General features: G+C 71.7%; 18 protein-coding genes. 14 read left to right on the forward strand and 4 right to left on the reverse strand.

The window, feature by feature from the left end; translation table 11 throughout:
- Positions 1-33: 33 nt before the first annotated feature.
- Complete coding sequence (locus tag ACZ5WG_RS03815) at positions 34-1,464, forward strand: sugar porter family MFS transporter (RefSeq protein WP_468720326.1); 1,431 nt, start codon at positions 34-36, stop codon at positions 1,462-1,464.
- A gap of 49 nt (positions 1,465-1,513) precedes the next feature.
- Here the strand turns inward: ACZ5WG_RS03815 and ACZ5WG_RS03820 are convergent, their stop codons facing one another.
- Together ACZ5WG_RS03820 and ACZ5WG_RS03825 are read right to left on the reverse strand one after the other, a co-directional pair.
- Positions 1,514-2,500, reverse strand: coding sequence for an LLM class flavin-dependent oxidoreductase (locus tag ACZ5WG_RS03820; protein ID WP_468720328.1), 987 nt, complete (start codon positions 2,498-2,500; stop codon positions 1,514-1,516).
- A gap of 63 nt (positions 2,501-2,563) precedes the next feature.
- Positions 2,564-4,060, reverse strand: coding sequence for a cytosine permease (locus tag ACZ5WG_RS03825; protein WP_468720330.1), 1,497 nt, complete (start codon positions 4,058-4,060; stop codon positions 2,564-2,566).
- A gap of 143 nt (positions 4,061-4,203) precedes the next feature.
- Between ACZ5WG_RS03825 and ftsY the strand changes: the two genes are divergently transcribed.
- Positions 4,204-5,421 (forward strand): signal recognition particle-docking protein FtsY, encoded by a 1,218-nt coding sequence (gene ftsY / locus ACZ5WG_RS03830; RefSeq protein ID WP_468720332.1) that lies wholly within the window; start codon positions 4,204-4,206, stop codon positions 5,419-5,421.
- Positions 5,422-5,512: 91 nt separating this feature from the next.
- Here the strand turns inward: ftsY and ACZ5WG_RS03835 are convergent, their stop codons facing one another.
- Positions 5,513-6,181, reverse strand: a complete 669-nt coding sequence (locus ACZ5WG_RS03835; protein WP_468720334.1) for a bifunctional DNA primase/polymerase — start codon at positions 6,179-6,181, stop codon at positions 5,513-5,515.
- A gap of 408 nt (positions 6,182-6,589) precedes the next feature.
- On the opposite strand from ACZ5WG_RS03835, the gene nsdA reads away from it, so the two are divergent.
- From nsdA to ftsH, 6 genes are all read left to right on the forward strand, one after another.
- Complete coding sequence (gene nsdA, locus ACZ5WG_RS03840) at positions 6,590-8,095, forward strand: transcriptional repressor NsdA (RefSeq protein ID WP_468720336.1); 1,506 nt, start codon at positions 6,590-6,592, stop codon at positions 8,093-8,095.
- 392 nt (positions 8,096-8,487) lie between these two features.
- Positions 8,488-9,834 (forward strand): ammonium transporter, encoded by a 1,347-nt coding sequence (locus ACZ5WG_RS03845; protein WP_468720338.1) that lies wholly within the window; start codon positions 8,488-8,490, stop codon positions 9,832-9,834.
- Positions 9,831-10,169, forward strand: a complete 339-nt coding sequence (locus tag ACZ5WG_RS03850; RefSeq protein ID WP_468720339.1) for a P-II family nitrogen regulator — start codon at positions 9,831-9,833, stop codon at positions 10,167-10,169. Before ACZ5WG_RS03845 ends, ACZ5WG_RS03850 begins: the two co-directional genes overlap by 4 nt.
- A gap of 17 nt (positions 10,170-10,186) precedes the next feature.
- Entirely contained in the window at positions 10,187-12,628 is a 2,442-nt protein-coding gene (locus ACZ5WG_RS03855; protein ID WP_468720340.1) for a [protein-PII] uridylyltransferase, read from the forward strand.
- Positions 12,629-12,775: 147 nt separating this feature from the next.
- Complete coding sequence (gene ffh / locus ACZ5WG_RS03860; protein WP_266636366.1) at positions 12,776-14,344, forward strand: signal recognition particle protein; 1,569 nt, start codon at positions 12,776-12,778, stop codon at positions 14,342-14,344.
- 139 nt (positions 14,345-14,483) lie between these two features.
- Positions 14,484-16,403 (forward strand): ATP-dependent zinc metalloprotease FtsH, encoded by a 1,920-nt coding sequence (gene ftsH / locus ACZ5WG_RS03865; RefSeq protein ID WP_468720341.1) that lies wholly within the window; start codon positions 14,484-14,486, stop codon positions 16,401-16,403.
- A 24-nt stretch (positions 16,404-16,427) separates the two neighbouring features.
- Here the strand turns inward: ftsH and ACZ5WG_RS03870 are convergent, their stop codons facing one another.
- Complete coding sequence (locus tag ACZ5WG_RS03870; protein WP_468720342.1) at positions 16,428-17,105, reverse strand: class I SAM-dependent methyltransferase; 678 nt, start codon at positions 17,103-17,105, stop codon at positions 16,428-16,430.
- Between the two features lie 131 nt (positions 17,106-17,236).
- Between ACZ5WG_RS03870 and proS the strand changes: the two genes are divergently transcribed.
- The 6 genes from proS to trmD all read left to right on the forward strand — a co-directional run bounded on the left by proS (position 17,237) and on the right by trmD (position 21,910).
- Positions 17,237-18,649 (forward strand): proline--tRNA ligase, encoded by a 1,413-nt coding sequence (gene proS, locus ACZ5WG_RS03875; RefSeq protein ID WP_468720343.1) that lies wholly within the window; start codon positions 17,237-17,239, stop codon positions 18,647-18,649.
- 217 nt (positions 18,650-18,866) lie between these two features.
- Positions 18,867-19,466, forward strand: a complete 600-nt coding sequence (locus ACZ5WG_RS03880) for a hypothetical protein (protein ID WP_468720345.1) — start codon at positions 18,867-18,869, stop codon at positions 19,464-19,466.
- 282 nt (positions 19,467-19,748) lie between these two features.
- Complete coding sequence (gene rpsP, locus ACZ5WG_RS03885) at positions 19,749-20,189, forward strand: 30S ribosomal protein S16 (RefSeq protein WP_030298453.1); 441 nt, start codon at positions 19,749-19,751, stop codon at positions 20,187-20,189.
- 2 nt (positions 20,190-20,191) lie between these two features.
- Positions 20,192-20,431: an RNA-binding protein gene (locus ACZ5WG_RS03890; RefSeq protein WP_030011889.1), complete on the forward strand. Its 240-nt coding sequence runs from the start codon at positions 20,192-20,194 to the stop codon at positions 20,429-20,431.
- A gap of 94 nt (positions 20,432-20,525) precedes the next feature.
- Positions 20,526-21,089, forward strand: a complete 564-nt coding sequence (gene rimM, locus ACZ5WG_RS03895; protein ID WP_468720347.1) for a ribosome maturation factor RimM — start codon at positions 20,526-20,528, stop codon at positions 21,087-21,089.
- The gene (gene trmD / locus ACZ5WG_RS03900; RefSeq protein WP_266636353.1) at positions 21,089-21,910 is read left to right on the forward strand and encodes a tRNA (guanosine(37)-N1)-methyltransferase TrmD; all 822 of its coding nucleotides are present in this window, start codon (positions 21,089-21,091) and stop codon (positions 21,908-21,910) included. The genes rimM and trmD overlap by 1 nt, the downstream gene beginning before the upstream one ends.
- Positions 21,911-22,008 lie beyond the last annotated feature (98 nt).

A 22,008-nucleotide genomic window follows, 5' to 3' on the forward strand; every position in this document is an offset into this window, starting at 1 on the left:
CGTCACCGCAGCCGGGCACCGCAGGAGCAGACCTTGACCAGCAGCACAGCGCAGGCGCCGGGCGGCGGCGGCCGGGCCGCCCACCCCGACCACCTCGGGCACGTCATCTTCATCGCCGCCGCGGCCGCCATGGGCGGCTTCCTCTTCGGCTACGACAGCTCGGTCATCAACGGTGCCGTCGTCGCCATCCGCGAGCGGTTCGACGTCGGTTCGGCCGCACTCGCCCAGGTGATCGCCGCCGCACTGATCGGCTGCGCGCTCGGCGCCGCCACTGCCGGCCGCATCGCCGACCGGATCGGCCGCATCCGCTGCATGCAGATCGCCGCCGTCCTGTTCACCGCGAGCGCGCTCGGCTCGGCCCTCCCGTTCGCCCTCTGGGACCTCGCCGCATGGCGCGTCATCGGCGGCTTCGGCATCGGCATGGCCTCCGTCATCGGCCCCGCGTACATCGCCGAGGTCTCCCCGGCCGCCTACCGCGGTCGGCTCGCCTCGTTCCAGCAGGCCGCGATCGTCATCGGCATCGCCGTCTCCCAGCTCGTCAACTGGGGGATCCTGAACCTCGCCGACGGCGACCAGCGTGGGGAGATCGGCGGCCTGGAAGCCTGGCAGTGGATGCTCGGCGTCATGGTCGTCCCGGCCGTGCTCTACGGGCTGATGTCCTTCGTCATCCCGGAGTCCCCCCGCTTCCTCGTCTCCGTCGGTCGTACCGACGACGCCAAGAAGGTGCTGACCGAGGTCGAGGGCTCGAAGATCGACCTGGACGGGCGCGTCGCCGAGATCGAGCACGCCATGCGCTCCGAGCACAAGTCCACCTTCAAGGACCTGCTCGGCGGCCGCTTCGGCTTCCTGCCCATCGTCTGGATCGGCATCGGCCTGTCCGTCTTCCAGCAGCTCGTCGGCATCAACGTGATCTTCTACTACAGCTCCTCGCTGTGGCAGTCGGTCGGCATCGACCCGAGCTCCTCTTTCCTGTACTCCTTCGAGACCTCCGTCGTGAACATCATCGGCACGGTGATCGCGATGATCTTCGTCGACCGGATCGGCCGCAAGCCCCTCGCGCTCATCGGCTCGGTCGGCATGGCGATCTCCCTGGGGCTCGCCGCGTGGGCCTTCTCCTACAAGGACACCAGCGGCGGGGACATCGCCCTGCCGCACACCCAGGGACTCGTCGCCCTCGTCGCCGCCAACTGCTTCGTCCTCTTCTTCGCCCTGTCCTGGGGCGTGGTGGTCTGGGTGCTGCTCGGCGAGATGTTCCCCGGACGCATCCGCGCCGCCGCCCTCGGCGTGGCCGCCGCCGCCCAGTGGATCGCCAACTGGGTCATCACCGTCTCGTTCCCGTCCCTGTCGGACTGGAGCCTGTCCGGCGCGTACGTCATCTACACGATCTTCGCCGTGCTCTCGATCCCGTTCATCCTCAAGTGGGTGCCGGAGACCAAGGGCAAGGCGTTGGAGGAGATGGGGTAACCACCCCCGCCAACACCCCCTCTCCTCTTACGGCAGGTGCTGCCCCCGCTCAGTCCTTGAGCCGGGGCAGCACCTGTTCGCACAGCAGGTGCAGGCTGCGCCAGCCCTCGTCCAGCGGCATCCCGCCGCACAGCGGGTGCAGCACCAGGTTCCCCGCCTCGCCCGCGCCGCGCGCGTACGCGACCGCCTCGTCCGGGGTCAGGACCCGGTACACGCCCTCCGCGCGCAGCTCCGCCACCGAGTGCGCGGCCGACCGTACGGCGCTGCGGATGTCCTTCGACTGCCAGGACGCGTACATGCCCGCCTCGTGCAGGAAGCGGTCGCCGTACTCGGCCCAGACCCGGTCCGGGTCCTCCGCGATGTGCAGCAGCGGGGTCTCGGCCGCCGGCATCATGCAGAACCCCTCCGTCCCGTACTCCGCCAGCTGCGCGTGGTAGTACGCCTCCAGCTCCGGCAGGTGCGCGCTGGGGAAGAACGGCAGCCCGAGCCGGGCCGCGCGCCGCGCCGCCGCCTGGGAGCTGCCGCCGACCAGGAGCAGCGGGTGCGGCTGCGTGAACGGCGCCGGGGTCACCCGTACCGTGCGGCCGCGGAAGGCGAACGGCTCGCCGGTCCACGCCTTCAGCAGGGTCTCCAGCAGCTCGTCCTGGAGCCTGCCGCGGCGGCCCCACTCGACGCCGTGCTGCTCGTACTCCTCGGGCCGGTAGCCGATGCCCGCGACCGTTACGAGGCGGCCGCCGCTCAGCAGGTCGAGGACCGCGATGTCCTCGGCCACCTTCAGCGGGTCGTACAGCGGGCCGATGATCGCCGAGACGGTGACCGCGATCCGGCGGGTGGCGCCGAAGACCGCGCCCGCGAAGGCGAACGGCGACGGCAGCCAGTTGTTGGCGGTGCCGTGGTGCTCCTCGGTCTGGATCGTGTCGATCCCGCGGTCGTCCGCGTACCTCGCCATCTCCAGCGCGGCCTTGTAGCGGGCGGAGAGGGTCTCGGGGGTGCCGTTCGGGTCGACGAGATTGAACCGGGCCACGGTGATGGGCATGGAGAAGTCCCCCTTCGCCGGAGGTGGGTGGTCGGGCGAAGGGGGACGTTAGCTGACGCGGCGTCAGTTGGACAGGGATCCGGCGAGCGCGGGCTCCTCGGCCTCGGCCTCGGCCGCGGCCGGGCAGGCCGCCCGGGCCGGGGTGCGCGGCAGTACGGCGTACAGCAGGCCGGAGGTGACGATGCCGGCCGCCCAGCCCAGACCGTTCTGCCCGATCCAGGTGTCGGCGAGCGGTCCGCCGAACCAGTCGACCTCGGTGAAGAGCAGCCCCACGACCAGGGCCAGGCCCCATGCGGTCATGGCCTGCCAGGCGAACCCGCCCCGGTACCAGTAGGCGCTGGTGCGGGTGGTGTCCAGCAGTGCGGCGCCGTCGTACGAGGTCCGGCGCAGCATGTCGACGCCGAAGACGCCGATCCACGCGGAGAAGGCCACGGCGAGGAGCGTCAGGAAGGAGATGAACGAGCCGAAGAAGCTGGTCGCGACCACCATCAGCAGGAAGCCGAAGACCAGGCTGATGACGGCGTTGACGCTGACGGCCGCCGCGCGCGGGACCTTGATGCCGAGGGTCTGCGCCGTGAAGCCGGCCGAGTACATGGACATCGAGTTGATCAGCAGCATGCCGACGAGCGCGATCAGCAGGTACGGGACCGCGATCCAGGCGGGCAGCAGATTGCCGATGAAGGAGACCGGGTCCTGGGCGGTGGCCAGGTCCGGGGTGCCCACCGCCATGACCGCGCCCATCAGCACCATCGGGATGACGACGACGGCGGCGCCGCCGATCGTCGCGCCGACCATGCCCTTGGCGGAGGCCGTACGCGGCAGGTAGCGGGTGAAGTCCGGGCCGGACGGGACCCAGCTGATGCCGCCCGCGGCGATGGTGCCGATGCCGGCGATCATCATCGCCGTCGAGCCGGCCGGCTTGTCGAAGACGGCGGACCAGTCGGTCTCCGCGACCAGATAGCCGAGCACGAGCACGCTGAAGGCCCCGAAGAGGTACGTGGACCAGGTCGAGCAGACGCGCAGCGCGCTGATGCCGAGGCCGGACACCAGGAAGGTGCAGCCGACGAAGAGCAGCAGGGTGACCACGATCAGGGCCGTGTTCTTCTGCACGCCGAACAACAGGTCCAGCACGGTGAGCACGGCGAACGCGCCGCTGACCGCGTTGATGGTCTCCCAGCCCCAGCGGGCGACCCAGATCAGGGCGCCGGGGAAGAGGTTGCCGCGCTGGCCGAACACGGCCCGCGAGAGGGCCATGCCGGGGGCGCCGCCGCGCTTCCCGGCGATCGAGATCAGGCCGACGAGCCCGTACGAGACGACGGGCGCGGCGACCGCGACGACGAGCACCTGCCAGATGTTGAGCTTGTTGAAGATCACCAGGCCGGCACCCATGGTCAGCAGCAGCACGCTGATGTTGGCGGCGACCCAGGTGGGCACGAGCTCGCGGACCCGGCCGCTGCGCTCGCTGTCCGGCACGGGCTCGAGGCCGCGGGTCTCGACCGACGTCTCGGCGGACGTCTCGGGCGGCGTCTGTATCGCGCCTTCGGCGGGCTCGGCAGGCATGCGGTACTCCGGGTGGGCAGGGCGTACGGGAATCCGCCCATCATCGTAGATCTGCCGCTAAGAGCACAAATAGAGCCTTACGGCCTGGTCGCAAGCGCCGGAAACGGGGGTCCGGGGCCGCCGTGGCCGATACTGGACGGGTTATGGACATCCTCATCCTTGCTGTAGTCATCGCCCTGGTCGCGGTCGGCGTGATCAGCGGGCTCGTGGTCGGCAGCCGCAAGAAGAAGCAGCTGCCGCCCCCGGCGCCGCCCAGCACACCGACCATCACTGCCCCGCCCGCCGAACCGCAGGTGGGGGAGGACGCCGTAGAGACGGCGGAAGAGCCCCGCCGCACCATCGAGGAGGTCGGCCTCCCCGAAGCGGAGGCTGCGGCTCCCGAGGCGCCCGTCGTCGTCGGACCCGAGGCTCCGGCCGCCCCCGAGATCGAGGTGCCCGAGCCCACGGCCGGCCGCCTGGTCCGGCTGCGCGCCCGCCTCGCCCGGTCGCAGAACTCGCTCGGCAAGGGGCTGCTCACGCTGCTCTCGCGCGAGCACCTCGACGAGGACACCTGGGAGGAGATCGAGGAGACCCTCCTGATCGCCGACGTCGGTGTCGTGCCGACGCAGGAGCTCGTGGACCGGCTCCGCGAGCGCGTCAAGGTGCTCGGCACCCGCACGCCCGCGGACCTGCGCACCTTGCTGAAGGAGGAGCTGCTGACCCTGGTCGGCACCGACTTCGACCGCGCGGTGAAGACCGAGAGCGGCGCGGACACCCCGGGCGTCGTGATGGTCGTGGGTGTCAACGGCACCGGCAAGACCACCACCACCGGCAAGCTGGCCCGCGTGCTCGTCGCCGACGGCCGCTCCGTGGTGCTCGGCGCCGCCGACACCTTCCGTGCCGCCGCCGCCGACCAGCTCCAGACCTGGGGCGAGCGGGTCGGCGCGCGCACCGTGCGCGGCCCCGAGGGCGGCGACCCGGCCTCGATCGCCTACGACGCGGTCAAGGAGGGCATCGCCGAGGGCGCCGACGTGGTGCTCATCGACACCGCGGGCCGGCTGCACACCAAGACCGGCCTCATGGACGAGCTCGGCAAGGTCAAGCGCGTCGTGGAGAAGCACGGCCCGCTGGACGAGATCCTGCTGGTCCTGGACGCCACCACCGGCCAGAACGGCCTGACCCAGGCCCGCGTCTTCGCCGAGGTCGTGGACATCACCGGCATCGTGCTGACCAAGCTCGACGGCACGGCCAAGGGCGGCATCGTCGTCGCCGTCCAGCGCGAGCTCGGGGTCCCGGTCAAGCTCATCGGCCTCGGCGAGGGCCCGGACGACCTGGCGCCCTTCGAGCCGGAGGCGTTCGTGGACGCCCTGATCGGCGACTGAGGACAGACGGTACGCAGCGCACGCAGACGTACGCATGACAGCGCCCCCGCATTCCGGCCGGAACGCGGGGGCGCTGCCATGGGTACGCGTACTAGCGCCGCAGACGGTGGCAGATGTACGCCAGGGTGCCGAGCAGCAGCCGTGCCTGCGGCGGGCCGCCCGCGGAGTCGAGTGCGGGCGGGCGCAGCCAGCCGACGGGGCCGAGGCCCGCGTGGTCGGAGGGCGGGGCGGTCAGGAAGGCGCCGACGCCCAGGGCGCGCAGGTCGAGGTCGGCGTCGTCCCAGCCCATCCGGTACAGCAGCTGCGGCAGCTCGGCGGCCGCGCCCGGGGCGACGAAGAACTGGGCCCGGCCGTCCGGGGTCGCGGTGACCGGCCCGAGCGGGAGGCCCATCCGCTCGAGGCGGACCAGCGCGCGGCGCCCGGCCTCCTCCGAGACCTCGATGACGTCGAAGGTGCGGCCCACGGGGAGCAGGACCGCGGCGCCCGGGTACCCGCCCCAGGTCTCGGTGACCTCGTCGAGGGTGGCGCCGGCCGGGACGGTCGGAGCGAGGGGCAGTGGATGCGCCCCCGGCGTGCTGCAATTCGCATGGCCACAGGAGCAGTCGCGGGCGGGGGCTGCGGCGCGGGCGCCGGGGACCACGTCCCAGCCCCACAGCCCGGTGTACTCCGCGACCGCGGTGCACTCCGACGTCCGGCCGCGGCGCCGCGAGCCGGAACGGAACTCCTTGGTGCTGCGGCTGCCGCCGATCGTGAAGCCCATGCCCATGCCCCCTCCAACGGGTCGGACGCGCCGGTGGTTACGACGCCGGCGGGACGGGATGCGGGGCCGGGTGCGAGCCCGGTGTCCCGAGGGGCCAACCGGCGCACTCCTCGCCGCGTGCGCCCCTGCTGCACTCCCGTCCAACCGATCGCTTTCGCCTCGGTGTCAAGTGAATCGCGCCTGGCCGGTGGCTAGTTCATTCGAAGGGGTGGCGAATGGTGGCGTTTCTGGAATCGACCTCGCGGCAGGGGTGATCGTAGGATTACTTTCAGTGCACCAAACCCCGAAGGCGGGCCGTCCGTGGTTATGCCGGAGGCAACGTGTGGAGGACCTGTGAAGGTCCGTGGCGGCGCTCGCCGCCCCAGCCAGGGTTTCGTATGAAGAGGCTGAGTGGATGGGGGCGTTCCAGTGAGCGGCAACGGCGCAAGCGGAACGAGCGAGGAGCCGGAGGTCCCGGGCTCTGCGGCCCGCAATGAGCAACTGACGTCCTGGTTCGTCCGCAGCGGCTGGTCGAAGGGCGAACTCGCCCGCCAGGTGAACCGGCGCGCCCGCCAGATGGGCGCCCACCACATCAGCACGGACACCTCCCGGGTGCGCCGCTGGCTCGACGGCGAGCAGCCCCGCGAGCCCGTCCCGCGGATCCTGTCCGAGCTGTTCTCCGAGCGGTTCGGCTCCGTCGTCGCCATCGAGCAGCTCGGGCTGCGCACCGCCCACCAGACGCCCTCCGTCTCCGGCGTCGACCTGCCCTGGGCCGGCCCGCAGACCGTCGAGCTGCTCGGGGAGTTCTCCCGCAGCGACCTGATGCTCGCCCGCCGCGGCTTCCTGGGGACCTCCCTCGCCCTCTCCGCCGGCCCCGCCCTCATCGAGCCCATGCAGCGCTGGCTCGTCCCGGTCCCCGCCGCCGACCCGGGCCTCCGCGAGGCGGGAACGGCCGGAGCCCTCAGCGGGCACCGCCCGCCGAGGCTCTCGGAACCCGAACTCGGCCTCCTCGAAGCCACCACCGTGATGTTCCGCCAGTGGGACGCCCAGTGCGGCGGCGGACTGCGCCGCAAGGCCGTCGTCGGCCAGCTGCACGAGGTCACCGACCTGCTCCAGGAGAACCACCCGGCGCCCGTCATGAAGCGGCTCTTCAAGGTCGCCGCGGAACTCGCCGAACTGGCCGGCTGGATGAGCTACGACATCGGCCTGCACCCCACCGCGCAGAAGTACTTCGTCCTCGCGCTGCACGCCGCCAAGGAGGGCGGGGACAAGCCGCTGGGCTCGTACATCCTCTCCAGCATGAGCCGCCAGATGATCCACCTGGGCCGACCCGAGGACGCCCTGGAACTCATCCACCTCGCGCAGTACGGCAGCCGCGACTGCGCCGGCCCGCGCACCCAGGCCATGCTGTATGCGATGGAGGCCCGCGCGTACGCCAACATGGGCCAGCCCAGCCGGTGCAAGCGGGCCGTCCGGATGGCCGAGGACACCTTCTCCGACGTCGGCTTCGGCGGCGAGCCCGAGCCTGACTGGATCCGCTTCTTCTCCGAGGCCGAGCTCAACGGCGAGAACTCCCACTCGTACCGCGACCTGGCCTACGTGGCCGGGCGCAGCCCCATGTACGCCTCCCTCGCCGAACCCGTGATGCAGCGGGCCGTGGAACTCTTCGAGAAGGACGACGAGCACCAGCGCTCGTACGCCCTCAACCTCATCGGCATGGCCACCGTGCACCTGATCCGGCGTGAACCCGAGCAGGCCACTGTCCTCGTCGGCCGCGCCCTCGACGTGGCCGGAAAGGTGCGGTCCGAAAGGGTGAACACGCGGCTGCGCAAGACCGTCGACACCGCCGCCCGTGAGTACGGCGACGTCGCCGACGTGGTCCGGCTGACCGACCAGCTCGCCTCCCGGCTCCCCGAAGCGGCGCAGGCCGTCTGACGGCCCGAGCGGCCGCCCCGAAAACCCCGGCCGCGGCAGTCACCCCGTGAAGCCCGATCAGGCTCCCCCAGCCAGGTCCCCCCGGGTACTGCCGCGGCCGGTCACCTTTTTTGCGCCTGAACCGGCGCCGCTCTCGCGGAGGCGGTTGCCCGCCGTCGTGGTTCCTCAATTGATGGCTGCGGTCGTCCGTCGCAGTTCATCACCCCGTAACAGCCCGGACGCCTTCGTCATCGGCGCGAAACACCGAGCGGCGCCGCCGGAAACCGGCCTGCGCGAATCTCAGGGTCAATAACCGGCCAGCCCCCAGGCCCCACCCCCCAGGCCTTACGCCTTGCGCCGCTCAGGTTTCACGATCGCCCGCACGCGAACGTACCGACGACGAGGAGACGCCGATGGCATCAGCCATCACGACCCTCGCCGCAGACGCCCCGACGCTGTCTGCTGCGAACACCGGGTTCATGCTCATCTGCTCCGCCCTGGTCATGCTGATGACCCCGGGACTCGCCTTCTTCTACGGAGGCATGGTCCGCGTCAAGAGCAGCCTCAACATGCTGATGATGAGCTTCATCAGCCTCGGGATCGTCACGATCCTCTGGGTCCTCTACGGCTTCAGCCTCGCCTTCGGCGCGGACTCCGGCAGCATCATCGGCTGGTCCTCCGACTACGTCGGCCTCAGCGGCATCGGCATCACCGAGCTGTGGGACGGGTACACCATCCCGGTCTACGTCTTCGCCGTCTTCCAGCTGATGTTCGCCGTCATCACCCCCGCCCTGATCAGCGGCGCCCTGGCCGACCGCGTGAAGTTCAGCGCCTGGGCCCTGTTCACCGCCCTGTGGGTCACCGTCGTCTACTTCCCCGTCGCCCACTGGGTCTGGGGCGCCGGCGGCTGGCTCTTCGAGCTCGGCGTCATCGACTTCGCGGGCGGTACCGCCGTCCACATCAACGCCGGCGCCGCGGCCCTCGGCGTCATCCTGGTCATCGGCAAGCGCGTCGGCTTCAAGAAGGACCCGATGCGCCCGCACAGCCTCCCGCTCGTGATGCTCGGCGCCGGTCTGCTGTGGTTCGGCTGGTTCGGCTTCAACGCCGGCTCCTGGCTCGGCAACGACGACGGCGTGGGCGCGGTCATGTTCGTCAACACGCAGGTCGCCACCGCCGCCGCCATGCTCGCCTGGCTCGGCTACGAGAAGCTGCGCCACGGCTCCTTCACCACCCTCGGCGCCGCCTCCGGCGCGGTCGCGGGCCTCGTCGCCATCACCCCCTCCGGCGGCTCCTGCTCCCCGCTCGGCGCGATCGCCATCGGCGCCATCGCCGGTGTCGTCTGCGCCATGGCCGTCGGCCTCAAGTACAAGTTCGGCTTCGACGACTCCCTCGACGTGGTCGGCGTCCACCTCGTCGGCGGTGTGATCGGCTCGCTGCTGGTGGGCTTCTTCGCCACCGGCGGGGTCCAGTCCGACGTGGCCGGCCTCTTCTACGGCGGCGGCCTGGAGCAGCTCGGCAAGCAGGCCATCGGGGTCTTCGCCGTCCTCGCCTACTCTCTCGTCGTGTCCGCGGTCCTCGCCTTCCTCCTCGACAAGACGATCGGGATGCGGGTCACCGAGGACGACGAGGTCTCCGGCATCGACCAGGTCGAGCACGCCGAGACCGCCTACGACTTCAGCGGAGCCGGCGGCGGCGCCTCCTCCCGGAGCACCGCCGCACCCGTCCCCGTTGCCGCCGCGAGCAAGAAGGTTGACGCATGAAGCTGATCACCGCGATCGTCAAGCCGCACCGGCTGGACGAGATCAAGGACGCCCTCCAGCGCTTCGGGGTCCAGGGGCTCACCGTCTCCGAGGCCAGCGGCTACGGCCGCCAGCGCGGCCACACCGAGGTCTACCGCGGCGCCGAGTACACCGTGGACCTCGTACCGAAGATCCGTATCGAGGTGGTCGTCGACGACGACGACGCCGAATCGGTGATGGAGGTCCTCGTCAAGAGCGCCCGCACCGGCAAGATCGGTGACGGCAAGGTGTGGAGCGTCCCGGTGGACTCGGTCATCCGGGTCCGCACCGGCGAGCGCGGCGCTGAAGCGCTCTAGGCGACGGGAGCTCCTGGGTGACGAGCGTCGAGCAGACCACGACGGGTGATTCCGGCGAACCGTCCGGCTCGGGACCCAGCGGGTACGCCGCGGCCCGGCTGCGACTCCTCCAGGAGGAGTCGCGGTCCGGGCCTTCGCGGCGTTCCGCGCTGGCCGGGCTGACCGACGACTGGCTGAACGCCCTGTTCACCACGGCCCAGCGGGAGACCGGGGTGCGGGGCGCCACCCTCGTCGCCGTCGGCGGCTACGGGCGCGCCGAACTCTCCCCGCGCAGCGACCTCGACCTGCTGCTGCTCCACGACGGCAAGGCGGAGCCGCGGGCCCTCGGCGCTCTGGCCGACCGCATCTGGTACCCCGTGTGGGACCTGGGCGTGGCCCTCGACCACTCCGTGCGGACCCCGGCCGAGGCCCGCAGGACCGCCGCCGAGGACCTCAAGGTGCACTTGGGCCTGCTGGACGCGCGGCCCGTCGCGGGCGACGCGGGCCTGCTCGCGGGGCTGCGCACCTCGGTACTGGCCGACTGGCGCAACCAGGCCGCCAAACGGCTCCCGCAGCTGCACTCGCTGTGCCGGGAGCGGGCCGAGCGGGCCGGGGAGCTCCGCTTCCTGCTGGAACCCGACCTCAAGGAGGCCCGCGGCGGGCTCCGTGACGTCACCGCACTGCGGGCGGTCGCCGCGTCCTGGCTGGCCGACGCCCCGCGCGAGGGGCTGGCCGAGGCCCGGCGGCGGCTGCTGGACGCGCGGGACGCCCTGCACCTGGTGACGGGCCGGGCGACCGACCGGCTCGCCCTCCAGGAACAGGACCAGGTCGCCGCCCAGCTGGGCCTGCTCGACGCGGACGCGCTGCTGCGCGAGGTGTACGAGGCCGCGCGGGTCGTCGCGTACGCGGGCGACGTGACCTGGCGCGAGGTCGGGCGGGTCCTGCGGGCCCGGGCGGCCCGGCCGAGGCTGCGCGGGCTGCTGGGGACGCGGGCGGCCGCGGCGGCCGAGCGCGCGCCGCTCGCCGAGGGGGTCGTGGAGTCCGACGGTGAGGCCGTGCTGGCCCTGGCGGCCCGGCCCGACCGGGACCCGGTGCTGGCGCTGCGGTTCGCAGCCGCGGCCGCGCAGTCGGGACTGCCGGTGTCGCTGCACGCCGTACGCCGGCTCGCGGCGCAGGCGAAGCCGCTGCCCGTGCCGTGGCCCGCGGAGGCGCGGGAGCAGCTGCTGACCCTGCTGGGGGCGGGGGAGCCGACGGTGGCGGTCTGGGAGGCCCTGGAGGCCGAGGGCCTGATCACCCGGCTGCTGCCCGACTGGGAACGGGTGCGGTGCCGTCCGCAGCGCAACCCCGTGCACACCTGGACGGTGGACCGGCACCTGGTCGAGACGGCGGTGCGCGCCTCGGCCCTGACCCGCCGGGTGAGCCGCCCCGACCTGCTGCTGATGGCCGCCCTGCTGCACGACATCGGCAAGGGCTGGCCGGGGGACCACTCGGTCGCGGGCGAGACGATCGCCCGCGACGTGGCCGTACGGGTGGGCTTCGACGCGGACGACGCCGCCGTGCTGGGGGTGCTCGTACGGCACCACCTGCTGCTCATCGACACCGCGACGCGGCGCGACCTGGACGACCCGGCGACGGTCCGGTCGGTCGCGGAGGCCGTGGGATCGCTCGGCACGCTGGAGGTCCTGCATGCACTGACCGAGGCGGACGCCCTGGCCACCGGGCCCGCGGCGTGGAGCACGTGGCGGGGCTCGCTGGTGGCGGACCTCGTGGCGCGGGTCGCCTCGGTCCTGCGCGGCGCTGCGCCCGTCGCGGCGGAGCTGGCCATCCCGACGACGGAGCAGGAACGCCTCGCGGTGGAGGCGCTGCGCACCCGGGAGCCGGTGCTGGCCCTGCACGCGCGCCAGGAGGAGGACGACGCGGTCGGGGTCGAGCTGGTCGTGGCGGTCCCGGACCAGCCGGGGGTCCTCCCGGCGGTCGCCGGGGTGCTGGCGCTGCACCGGCTCACCGTCCGCGCCGCGGACCTGCGCTCGCTGGAGCTGCCGGACCAGCTGGGCGAGGTGCTCGTACTGCGCTGGCGTGTGGCGGCGGAGTACGGGGCCCTGCCGGAGGCGGCCCGGCTCCGTACGGACCTGATCCGGGCACTGGACGGCTCGCTGGACGTCCCGGCGAAGCTGGCGGACCGCGAGGCGGCGTACCCGCGGCGGCGCGGGGTGGTCCCGCCGCCCCCGCGGGTGACGGTGGTCCCGGACGTCTCCTCCCTGGCCACGGTCCTGGAGGTCCGGGCCCCGGACGCGGTGGGCCTGCTGCACCGGATCGGGCGCGCGCTGGAATCCTCCGGGGTCCGCGTCCGCAGCGCGCACGTCTCCACCCTCGGCGCCAACGCGGTGGACTCCCTGTACGTGGTCGACGCCGACGGCAAACCGCTGCCGCAGCCCGCCGCGACCGCCCTGGCTTCCGCCCTGGAGGCGGGCCTCCGATGACCCGGGGGAGCAGGTCCCGCTGCGCGGGCCTGCTCCCTGCCGGCCTTCTCCGTTTCCCGAGCTCAACGGGCGGGTCCCCGGACAGGGGGAGGGCCCGATACCCTGGGGGGCGACCACACGCCCCCGACCCGAGGAATCGCGACCACCGTGTTCGATACGCTTTCCGACCGCCTCAGCGCGACCTTCAAGTCCCTCCGGGGCAAGGGCCGCCTCTCCGAGCAGGACATCGACGCTGCGGCGCGGGAAATCCGTATCGCCCTCCTCGAGGCCGACGTCGCCCTCCCCGTCGTCCGCTCCTTCATCGCGAACGTCAAGGAGCGGGCCCGCGGCGAAGAGGTCTCCAAGGCCCTGAACCCGGGCCAGCAGGTCCTCAAGATCGTCAACGACGAGCTCGTCTCGATCCTCGGCGGCGAGACCCGGCGCCTGCGCTTCGCCAAGACCGCGCCCACCGTGATCATGCTCGCCGGTCTCCAGGGTGCCGGTAAGACCACCCTCGCCGGAAAGCTCGGCCTCTGGCTCAAGGGCCAGGGCCACTCCCCGCTGCTCGTCGCCTGCGACCTCCAGCGCCCCAACGCCGTCAACCAGCTCAGCGTCGTCGCCGAGCGCGCCGGTGTCGCGGTCTACGCGCCCGCCCCCGGCAACGGCATCGGCGACCCGGTGCAGGTGGCCAAGGACTCCATCGAGTACGCCCGCACCAAGCAGTACGACATCGTCATCGTCGACACCGCCGGCCGCCTCGGCATCGACTCGGAGCTGATGCAGCAGGCCGCGGACATCCGCGACGCCGTCAGCCCCGACGAGATCCTCTTCGTCGTCGACGCCATGATCGGCCAGGACGCGGTCAACACCGCCGAGGCCTTCCGTGACGGTGTCGGCTTCGACGGCGTCGTGCTCTCCAAGCTCGACGGCGACGCCCGAGGCGGTGCCGCGCTCTCCATCGCGCACGTCACCGGCAAGCAGATCATGTTCGCCTCGAACGGCGAGAAGCTCGACGAGTTCGACGCGTTCCACCCCGACCGCATGGCGGGCCGGATCCTCGACATGGGTGACATGCTCACCCTCATCGAGCAGGCCGAGAAGACCTTCAGCCAGGCCGAGGCCGAGAAGATGGCGGCCAAGCTGGCGAAGGGGCCGAAGGAGTTCACGCTCGACGACTTCCTGGCCCAGATGGAGCAGGTCCGGAAGATGGGCTCCATCTCCAAGCTGCTCGGCATGCTGCCCGGCATGGGCCAGATCAAGGACCAGATCAACAACATCGACGAGCGCGACGTCGACCGCACGGCCGCGATCATCAAGTCGATGACCCCGGCCGAGCGCCACGACCCGCACATCATCAACGGCTCGCGCCGCGCCCGTATCGCCAAGGGCTCCGGTGTCGAGGTCAGCGCCGTCAAGAACCTCGTCGAGCGCTTCTTCGAGGCCCGCAAGATGATGTCCCGCATGGCCCAGGGCGGCGGCATGCCGGGCATGCCGGGCATCCCGGGCATGGGCGGCGGCCCCGGCCGGCAGAAGAAGCAGATCAAGCAGGCCAAGGGCAAGCGCAAGAGCGGCAACCCGATGAAGCGCAAGGAAGAGGAGGCGGCGGCAGCTGCCCGCCGCGAGCAGGGCCCGCAGACCGCCCCGCCCGCCACCGGCAGCCCGTTCGGCCTTCCCGCCGCGGGCCAGCCCGGCCAGGACTTCGACCTCCCGGACGAGTTCAAGAAGTTCATGAAGTAGGCAGTGCGGTAGGCGCAATCGCATCGGGAAGGGCCCCGGCCGGATGATCCGGCCGGGGCCCTTCCCCGTACGCACTGCGGGCGCAATGGTGAGTTATATCCCTTATGGTCGGCCACGAGGACGGCAGTAAGGAGGCCACGTGCCCAACCCCACCCCCGTACCGCCTCGCGAGCGCGCCGACACGCCCTGGCGCTCCGAGGGCGCGCCGCCCGCACCGCCGCCCAAGAGGAAGATGCCCGGGGGCTGGCGCGGGCTGATCCTCGCCGCCCTGATCGTCTTCCTGATCACCAACGTGGTCCTGTCCTTCTTCAACGAGGGCGACGAGCCGACCGTCTCGTACACGGAGTTCAGCAAGCAGGTCGCCGACGGCAACGTCTCGAAGATCTACTCCAAGGGCGACGCCATCCAGGGCGAGCTGAAGAACAAGCAGCCGCTGCCCGACGGCGGCAAGGGCGACTACACGAAGTTCGTCACCCAGCGCCCGGCCTTCGCCGACGACCAGCTGTGGGCGAACCTCACCCGGCACAACGTGGTCGTCACGGCCTCACCGGTCGTCGTGCAGCGCAGCTTCCTGGCCAATCTGCTGATCTCGCTGGCGCCGATGCTGCTGCTGGTCCTCCTGTGGGTGTTCATCGCCCGCCGCATGGGCTCGGCCATGGGCGGCGTCGGCGCGCTGGGCCGCAAGCAGCCGCCCAAGCCCGTGGAGCTGGAGGGCGGCAGGCGCACCACGTTCGCCGACGTGGCCGGCATCGACGAGGTCAAGGGCGAGCTCAACGACGTCGTGGACTTCCTCAAGAACCCGCAGCAGTACCGGGCCCTCGGCGCCCGGATGCCCGGCGGGGTCCTGCTGGCCGGACCGCCCGGCACGGGCAAGACCCTGCTGGCGCGGGCGGTGGCGGGCGAGGCCGGAGTGCCGTTCTTCTCCGCCTCCGCCTCCGAGTTCATCGAGATGATCGTCGGCGTGGGCGCCTCCCGGGTCCGCGAACTCTTCTCCGAGGCGCGCAAGGTGGCCCCCTCGATCGTCTTCATCGACGAGATCGACACCATCGGCCGGGCCCGCGGCGGCGGCGCCGCCATGGGCGGCCACGACGAGCGCGAACAGACCCTGAACCAGATCCTGACCGAGATGGACGGCTTCTCCGGCTCGGAGGGAGTCGTCGTCCTCGCCGCCACCAACCGGCCCGACGTCCTGGACCCCGCGCTCACCCGCCCCGGCCGCTTCGACCGCACCGTGTCGGTCTCCCCGCCCGACCGGGCCGGCCGCGAGGCCATCCTGCGGATCCATACCCGGGACATCCCCCTGGCCGCCGACGTGGACCTCGACCGGGTGGCCCGCACCACCCCGGGCATGACGGGCGCGGACCTCGCCAACCTGGCCAACGAAGCCGCCCTCCTCGCGGTGAAGCGCAAGCAGGGCCAGGTCACCCAGGCGGACTTCATGGACGCCCTCGAGAAGGTCCAGCTCGGCGCGGCGCGTGCGCTGGTCATGCCGGAGGAGGAGCGCCGCCGTACGGCCTACCACGAGAGCGGTCACGCCCTGCTGGGCATGCTCCAGCCGGGCGCCGACCCGGTCCGCAAGATCACGATCGTGCCGCGCGGCCGGGCGCTCGGCGTCACCCTCTCCACCCCCGACGCGGACCGCTACTCCTACACGGAGGACTACCTCCGCGGCCGCATCATCGGCGCGCTGGGCGGCATGGCGGCCGAACACGTCGTGTTCGACGTCATCACCACGGGCGCGGAGAACGACCTGGAACAGGTCACCAACCTCGCCCGCGGCATGGTCGGCCGCTGGGGCATGAGCGAGCGCGTCGGCCGCCTCACCGCGATCCCGGCGGACGCACAGAGCCCGTACGGGCTCCTGGCGGCCCCCGCCACGCTGGACGCGGTGGACCACGAGATGCGGCGGATCGTCGACGAGTGCTACGTGGAGGCCTGTCGGCTGCTGCGCGAACACCGTCCGAAACTCGACGCCCTGACCGAGGCCCTGCTGGCGAACGAGACCCTGGACGAGCCGGCCGCCTACGAGGCCGCGGGCATCCCGCGCCTGTCGAAGTAGCGGCGCGGGCCCTGCGGGCCGCGGCTACGGCACGCGGGCGATCACGTAGCGGAAGATGTTCGGCAGCCAGACGGTGCCGTCCGGCCGCTCGTACGGGTGAAGGGCTTCCGTGAGCTCCTTCTCGACCTGCGCCGGATCCGAGGAGGACTCGTACAGCCCCGCCGACAGCAGCCCCCGTACCGCGCTGTCCACGTCCGCGTACCCGAAGGGGCAGAACACCCGGCCCGATCCGTCGGGCGAGAGCCCGGCCCGCGCCACCGCCGCGTCCAGATCCTGCGGCGCGGGTCCGCCGCCCAGGACCGCGGGCACCGTGCACCGCTCCGCCGGGCCCCAGTCGGCCAGCACCACGGCCCCGCCCCGCCGGACGGCCGGCAGGGCCGCGGCCAGGGCCGCCCCGGACGGCGAGAAGGCCAGCAGCACGTCGTACGGCCGCGCGGCGGCCGGCGGGGCCGGGACCACCTCCAGCAGCCGCTCACGAGCCAGTTCCCGGCGAGCCGGATCGGCCTCCACCCCGGTGGTGACGGCTCCCCGCCCCGCGGCCAGCAGCAGGGCCAGCCCCGACCCGCAGTCCAGGCCGAGCAGCCGGTCGCCCGGCCCGACCTCCAGCCGGTCGTAGACCGCTTCGTACAGCGGTACCAGCATCCGTTCCTGGATCTCCGCCCAGTCCCGGGCGACGAGCGTCGCCGTCGGCGTCGGTGTCATCGAAAGAGCGCTCCTGATTCCTTGTCGCCCCCTTGCCCCCGTTGCCAGAGAACTCCCCATTCGCCCCCGCGTCCAGAGGAGTGCGCCACCCGATTCACGCTCGACGCGCCCGGCGCCGTACCATTCGCGCCATGGCAAAGGCACCCGTTCTCACCCCCCAGGCGGAGGATTTCCCCCGCTGGTACCAGGATCTGATCAACAAGGCCGAGCTGGCCGACAACGGTCCGGTACGCGGCACCATGGTCATCCGACCGTACGGCTACGGGCTGTGGGAGCGGATGCAGCAGGAGATGGACGCGCGCATCAAGGACGCGGGCGCCCAGAACGCGTACTTCCCGCTGTTCATCCCGCAGTCGTACCTGACCCGCGAAGCCGAGCACGTCGAGGGCTTCGCCCCCGAGCTCGCGGTCGTCACGCACGGCGGCGGCAAGGAGCTGGACGAGCCGGTCGTGGTCCGGCCCACCTCCGAGACGATCATCAACGACTACTTCTCCAAGTGGGTCCAGAGCTACCGCGACCTGCCCCTGCTGATCAACCAGTGGGCCAACGTCGTCCGCTGGGAGATGCGCCCGCGCGTCTTCCTCCGTACGAGTGAGTTCCTCTGGCAGGAGGGCCACACGGCCCACGCCACGTACGAGGACGCCCGCGACTACGCCGCCCGCATCCACACGGACGTGTACGGCGACTTCATGACGAACGTGCTCGGCATCGACGTCGTGCTCGGCCGCAAGACCGCCAAGGAGCGCTTCGCCGGCGCCATCAACACCCTCACCCTCGAGGGCATGATGGGCGACGGCAAGGCCCTGCAGCTGGGCACGAGCCACGAGCTCGGCACCAACTTCGCCAAGGCCTTCAACACGCAGTACCTGTCGAAGGAAGGCAAGCAGGAGCTCGTCTGGCAGACCTCGTGGGGCGTCTCGACCCGCATGGTCGGCGGTCTGATCATGTCCCACGGCGACGACAACGGCCTGCGCGTCCCGCCGCGCCTCGCGCACGTCCAGGTCGTCGTCATGGCGATCAAGGGCGACGAGGCCGTCGCGAAGGTCCGCGAGCTCGGCGCGCAGCTGAAGGCCGCCGGCATCCGCGTGCACGTCGACGACCGCGTCGACACCCCCTTCGGCCGCCGCGCCGTGGACTGGGAGCTCAAGGGCGTACCGGTCCGCGTGGAGATCGGCCCCCGCGACCTGGAGGCCGGCACCGCGATGCTGGCCCGCCGGATCCCCGGCGGCAAGGAGCCCGTGCAGATCGACGCGCTCGCCGACCTGCTGCCCAAGGTGCTCGAAGAGGACCAGGCGCAGCTGCTGCGCGAGTCCCGCGAGCGCCGCCTGGCCCGCACCACCGACGTCTCCACCATCGAGGAGGCCGCCGAGGCCGCCATCGCCGGCGGCTGGGCGCGGATCCCGTGGGCCGACCTCGGCCCCGAGGGCGAGGCCAAGCTGGGCGAGCAGGCCGTCTCCGTACGCTGCCTGATCGCCGCGGACGGGTCGGTTCCGGAGGCGGACGACGCCCCCGGTACGCTCGCCATCGTCGCGCGCTCGTACTGACCGCCCCTGACTGAACACCGACCCGCCCCGGCGCACGGCACGAGCCGCGCGCCGGGGCGGGTTCGTGTCGCTCTGGTCGTCGTTACGTACCGACTCCTCCTGGGATCGGCGCACCCGTCCTCGTCGGGACGCATGAGACTGAACTGACTGGTACGTGCAAAAAATTTGGAATGGCCCGGAATCGGAACACCGGGGCACTCCGGCTCGTTGTCACGACGTGAGCACGACACCACCTGTTCTCGCCGCAGAGCTGGCGCAGGCGTGGGCCGACATTCAGCGGTACCACCCCGAGCTGCCTGACCTTGCCGCGCCCGAGTCCCTGATCGGAGAGTCCTCGTCCGCCTGCGGCGCCGAACTCTCCTTCGAGCGACTGCTGCACGAGGCAGTCCACGGCATCGCCGCCGCCCGCGGAGTGCGCGACACCTCGCGGGCAGGCCGCTACCACAACCGCAGATTCCTCGCGATCGCCGAGGAGATGGGGCTGGACCATTCCGACGAGCCGCATGCCAGCAGCGGCTTCTCGCTGGTCTCGCTCACTCCCGAGGCGAAGAAGCGCTACCGCCCCACCATCGAGCGGCTGCAGCGCGCGCTGAAGGCGCACACGGCCGCGACGGCCGCCGACACCAAGCGCAGTTTCCGCGGGCCGGCCGCCCGGCACGGCTCCTCGGGTGGCGGTGTCCGCGTCAAGGCGGTCTGCGACTGCGGGCGCAACGTGCGGGTGGTCCCCTCCGTGCTGGCCCAGGCGCCGATCGTGTGCGGCGGCTGCATGAAGCCGTTCCGCATCCCCGAGGTCGCCGTCTCGGCCGCCGCCTCCTGAGTCCGCGGCCCCCCAGGGCGTACGGGGGCCGCCGGACGGGCGGGATGCCTGTGCGGGCTTCTGCAGGGCGGGGGCGGCTCCGGTGGTGCGCGTCCGCGCACCCCTGATCGCCGCTCCCCGCGAGAAGCGCCGCAGGCATGTGGCACAATGGCTAGCTGTACTCGACAGTCGCATAGGACCCCTCTCTCCTCCGGCTGACGCGTCCATCGGGCACCCGAGTACCGCAACCCCACGTGGCATCTCATGTGCCCAACCACGTCAAGTTCAGGAGACACCACTCCAGTGGCAGTCAAGATCAAGCTCAAGCGCCTCGGCAAGATTCGCCAGCCGCACTACCGCATCGTCGTCGCCGACTCGCGCACCCGCCGCGATGGTCGTGCGATCGAGGAGATCGGTCTGTACCACCCGACGTACAACCCGTCGCGCATCGAGGTCAACGCCGAGCGTGCGCAGTACTGGCTGTCGGTCGGCGCCCAGCCCACCGAGGCTGTGCTCGCCATCCTGAAGCTGACCGGTGACTGGCAGGCGCACAAGGGCCTCCCGGCCCCCGCGCCGCTGCTGCAGCCGGAGACGAAGGAGAGCAAGCGTCGCTCCTTCGACGAGTTCGCCAAGGCCCTCGAGGGCATCGGCGAGACCAAGGGCGAGGCCATCACGCAGAAGGCGAAGAAGGCCGACAAGAAGGCGGACGAGGCTGAGGCCGCCGCCGAGTCGACCGAGGCCTGAGCATGCTCGAGGAGGCTCTTGAGCACCTCGTAAAGGGCATTGTGGACAACCCCGACGAAGTGCAGGTCGCCTCGCGCAACCTGCGTCGCGGGCAGGTGCTCGAGGTCCGGGTTCACCCGGACGACCTCGGGAAGGTGATCGGCCGCAACGGCCGCACCGCGCGTGCCCTGCGTACCGTCGTGGGCGCCATCGGCGGCCGGGGGATCCGCGTCGACCTCGTCGACGTGGACCAGGTCCGCTGAGACTTGGTTCATTGAGAACGTGAATCACCGGCACGGGCCGGGGAGGGCATTCGTGCCCACCCCGGCCCGTCGTCGTCTGAACAGGAGAGAGACAGTGGAGCTGGTTGTCGCGCGGATCGGCCGCGCCCACGGCATCAAGGGTGAGGTCACCGTCGAGGTTCGCACGGACGAGCCCGAACTGCGGCTCAGCCCCGGCGCCGTGCTCCGGACCGAGCCGGCTTCGGCGGGTCCGCTGACCATCGAGACGGGCCGCGTGCACAGCGGGAGGCTGCTGCTCCGCTTCGCCGGCGTCAAGGACCGCACCGGCGCCGAGGGGCTGCGCAACATCCTGCTGATCGCCGACGTGGACCCGGCGGAGCTCCCCGAGGAAGAAGACGAGTACTACGACCACCAGCTGATGGACCTGGACGTGGTGCTGGAGGACGGCACCGAGATCGGCCGGATCACCGAGATCTCCCACCTGCCCTCGCAGGACCTGTTCATCGTCGAGCGCCCCGACGGCACCGAGGTGATGATCCCCTTCGTCGAGGAGATCGTCGCCGAGATCGACCTCGAGGAGCAGCGCTGCGTCATCACCCCGCCGCCCGGGCTGATCGACGACCGCGCCGAGATCGTCTCCACGCGTGACAACGGTGCCGAGGCCGGGGAAGAAGCCTGATGCGTCTCGACGTCGTCACGATCTTCCCCGAGTACCTGGAGCCGCTGAACGTCTCCCTCGTCGGCAAGGCGAGGGCCCGCGGGCAGCTCGACGTACACGTCCACGACCTGCGGGACTGGACGTACGACCGGCACAACACGGTCGACGACACCCCGTACGGCGGCGGTCCCGGCATGGTCATGAAGACCGAGCCGTGGGGCGAGGCCCTCGACGAGGCGCTGGCCGACGGATACGAGTCCGGTGCGCGCGGGCCGGTCATGGTCGTCCCCACGCCCAGCGGCCGCCCGTTCACCCAGGAACTGGCCGTCGAGCTCTCCGAGCGGCCCTGGCTGATCTTCACGCCGGCCCGGTACGAGGGCATCGACCGCCGGGTCATGGACGAGTACGCCACGCGGATGCCGGTCTACGAGGTCTCCATCGGCGACTACGTGCTGGCGGGCGGCGAGGCCGCCGTCCTGGTGGTCACCGAGGCCGTCGCCCGGCTGCTGCCCGGGGTGCTCGGCAACGCCGAATCGCACCGCGACGACTCCTTCGCGCCCGGCGAGATGGAGAACCTGCTGGAGGGGCCGGTCTACACGAAGCCCCCGCAGTGGCGCGGCCGGGGCATCCCCGACGTGCTGCTCAGCGGCCACCACGGGAAGATCGCCCGCTGGCGCCGGGACGAGGCGTTCCGCAGGACCGCGCAGAACCGCCCCGACCTGATCGAGCGCTGCGAGGCCTCCGCGTTCGACAAGAAGGACCGCGAGACGCTGAGCATCCTGGGCTGGCGGCCGGACGCCGACGGCCGGTTTTGGCGTAGGCCGCAGGTCGTGGAAGAATAGGCGGCTGCTGTGTGCTCGCGTGCGCCCCTGCCACAGGGGGACAGTCGTCCGCAGAGTGACCCGGCTCCCGAATTCTCTACGGAAATCCGCACCGGCGG

Source organism: Streptomyces sp. NPDC032745, assembly GCF_055579465.1.

Coding starts and splice junctions, on each gene's coding strand:
- ACZ5WG_RS03820 (WP_468720328.1), bottom strand. CDS start 2,500: ATGCCCATCACCGTGGCCCGGTTCAATCTCGTCGACCCGAACGGCACC.
- ACZ5WG_RS03850 (WP_468720339.1), top strand. CDS start 9,831: ATGAAGCTGATCACCGCGATCGTCAAGCCGCACCGGCTGGACGAGATC.
- ACZ5WG_RS03835 (WP_468720334.1), bottom strand. CDS start 6,181: ATGGGCTTCACGATCGGCGGCAGCCGCAGCACCAAGGAGTTCCGTTCC.
- trmD (WP_266636353.1), top strand. CDS start 21,089: ATGCGTCTCGACGTCGTCACGATCTTCCCCGAGTACCTGGAGCCGCTG.
- ACZ5WG_RS03845 (WP_468720338.1), top strand. CDS start 8,488: ATGGCATCAGCCATCACGACCCTCGCCGCAGACGCCCCGACGCTGTCT.
- ACZ5WG_RS03870 (WP_468720342.1), bottom strand. CDS start 17,105: ATGACACCGACGCCGACGGCGACGCTCGTCGCCCGGGACTGGGCGGAG.
- ftsY (WP_468720332.1), top strand. CDS start 4,204: ATGGACATCCTCATCCTTGCTGTAGTCATCGCCCTGGTCGCGGTCGGC.
- ACZ5WG_RS03825 (WP_468720330.1), bottom strand. CDS start 4,060: ATGCCTGCCGAGCCCGCCGAAGGCGCGATACAGACGCCGCCCGAGACG.
- ACZ5WG_RS03890 (WP_030011889.1), top strand. CDS start 20,192: ATGCTCGAGGAGGCTCTTGAGCACCTCGTAAAGGGCATTGTGGACAAC.
- proS (WP_468720343.1), top strand. CDS start 17,237: ATGGCAAAGGCACCCGTTCTCACCCCCCAGGCGGAGGATTTCCCCCGC.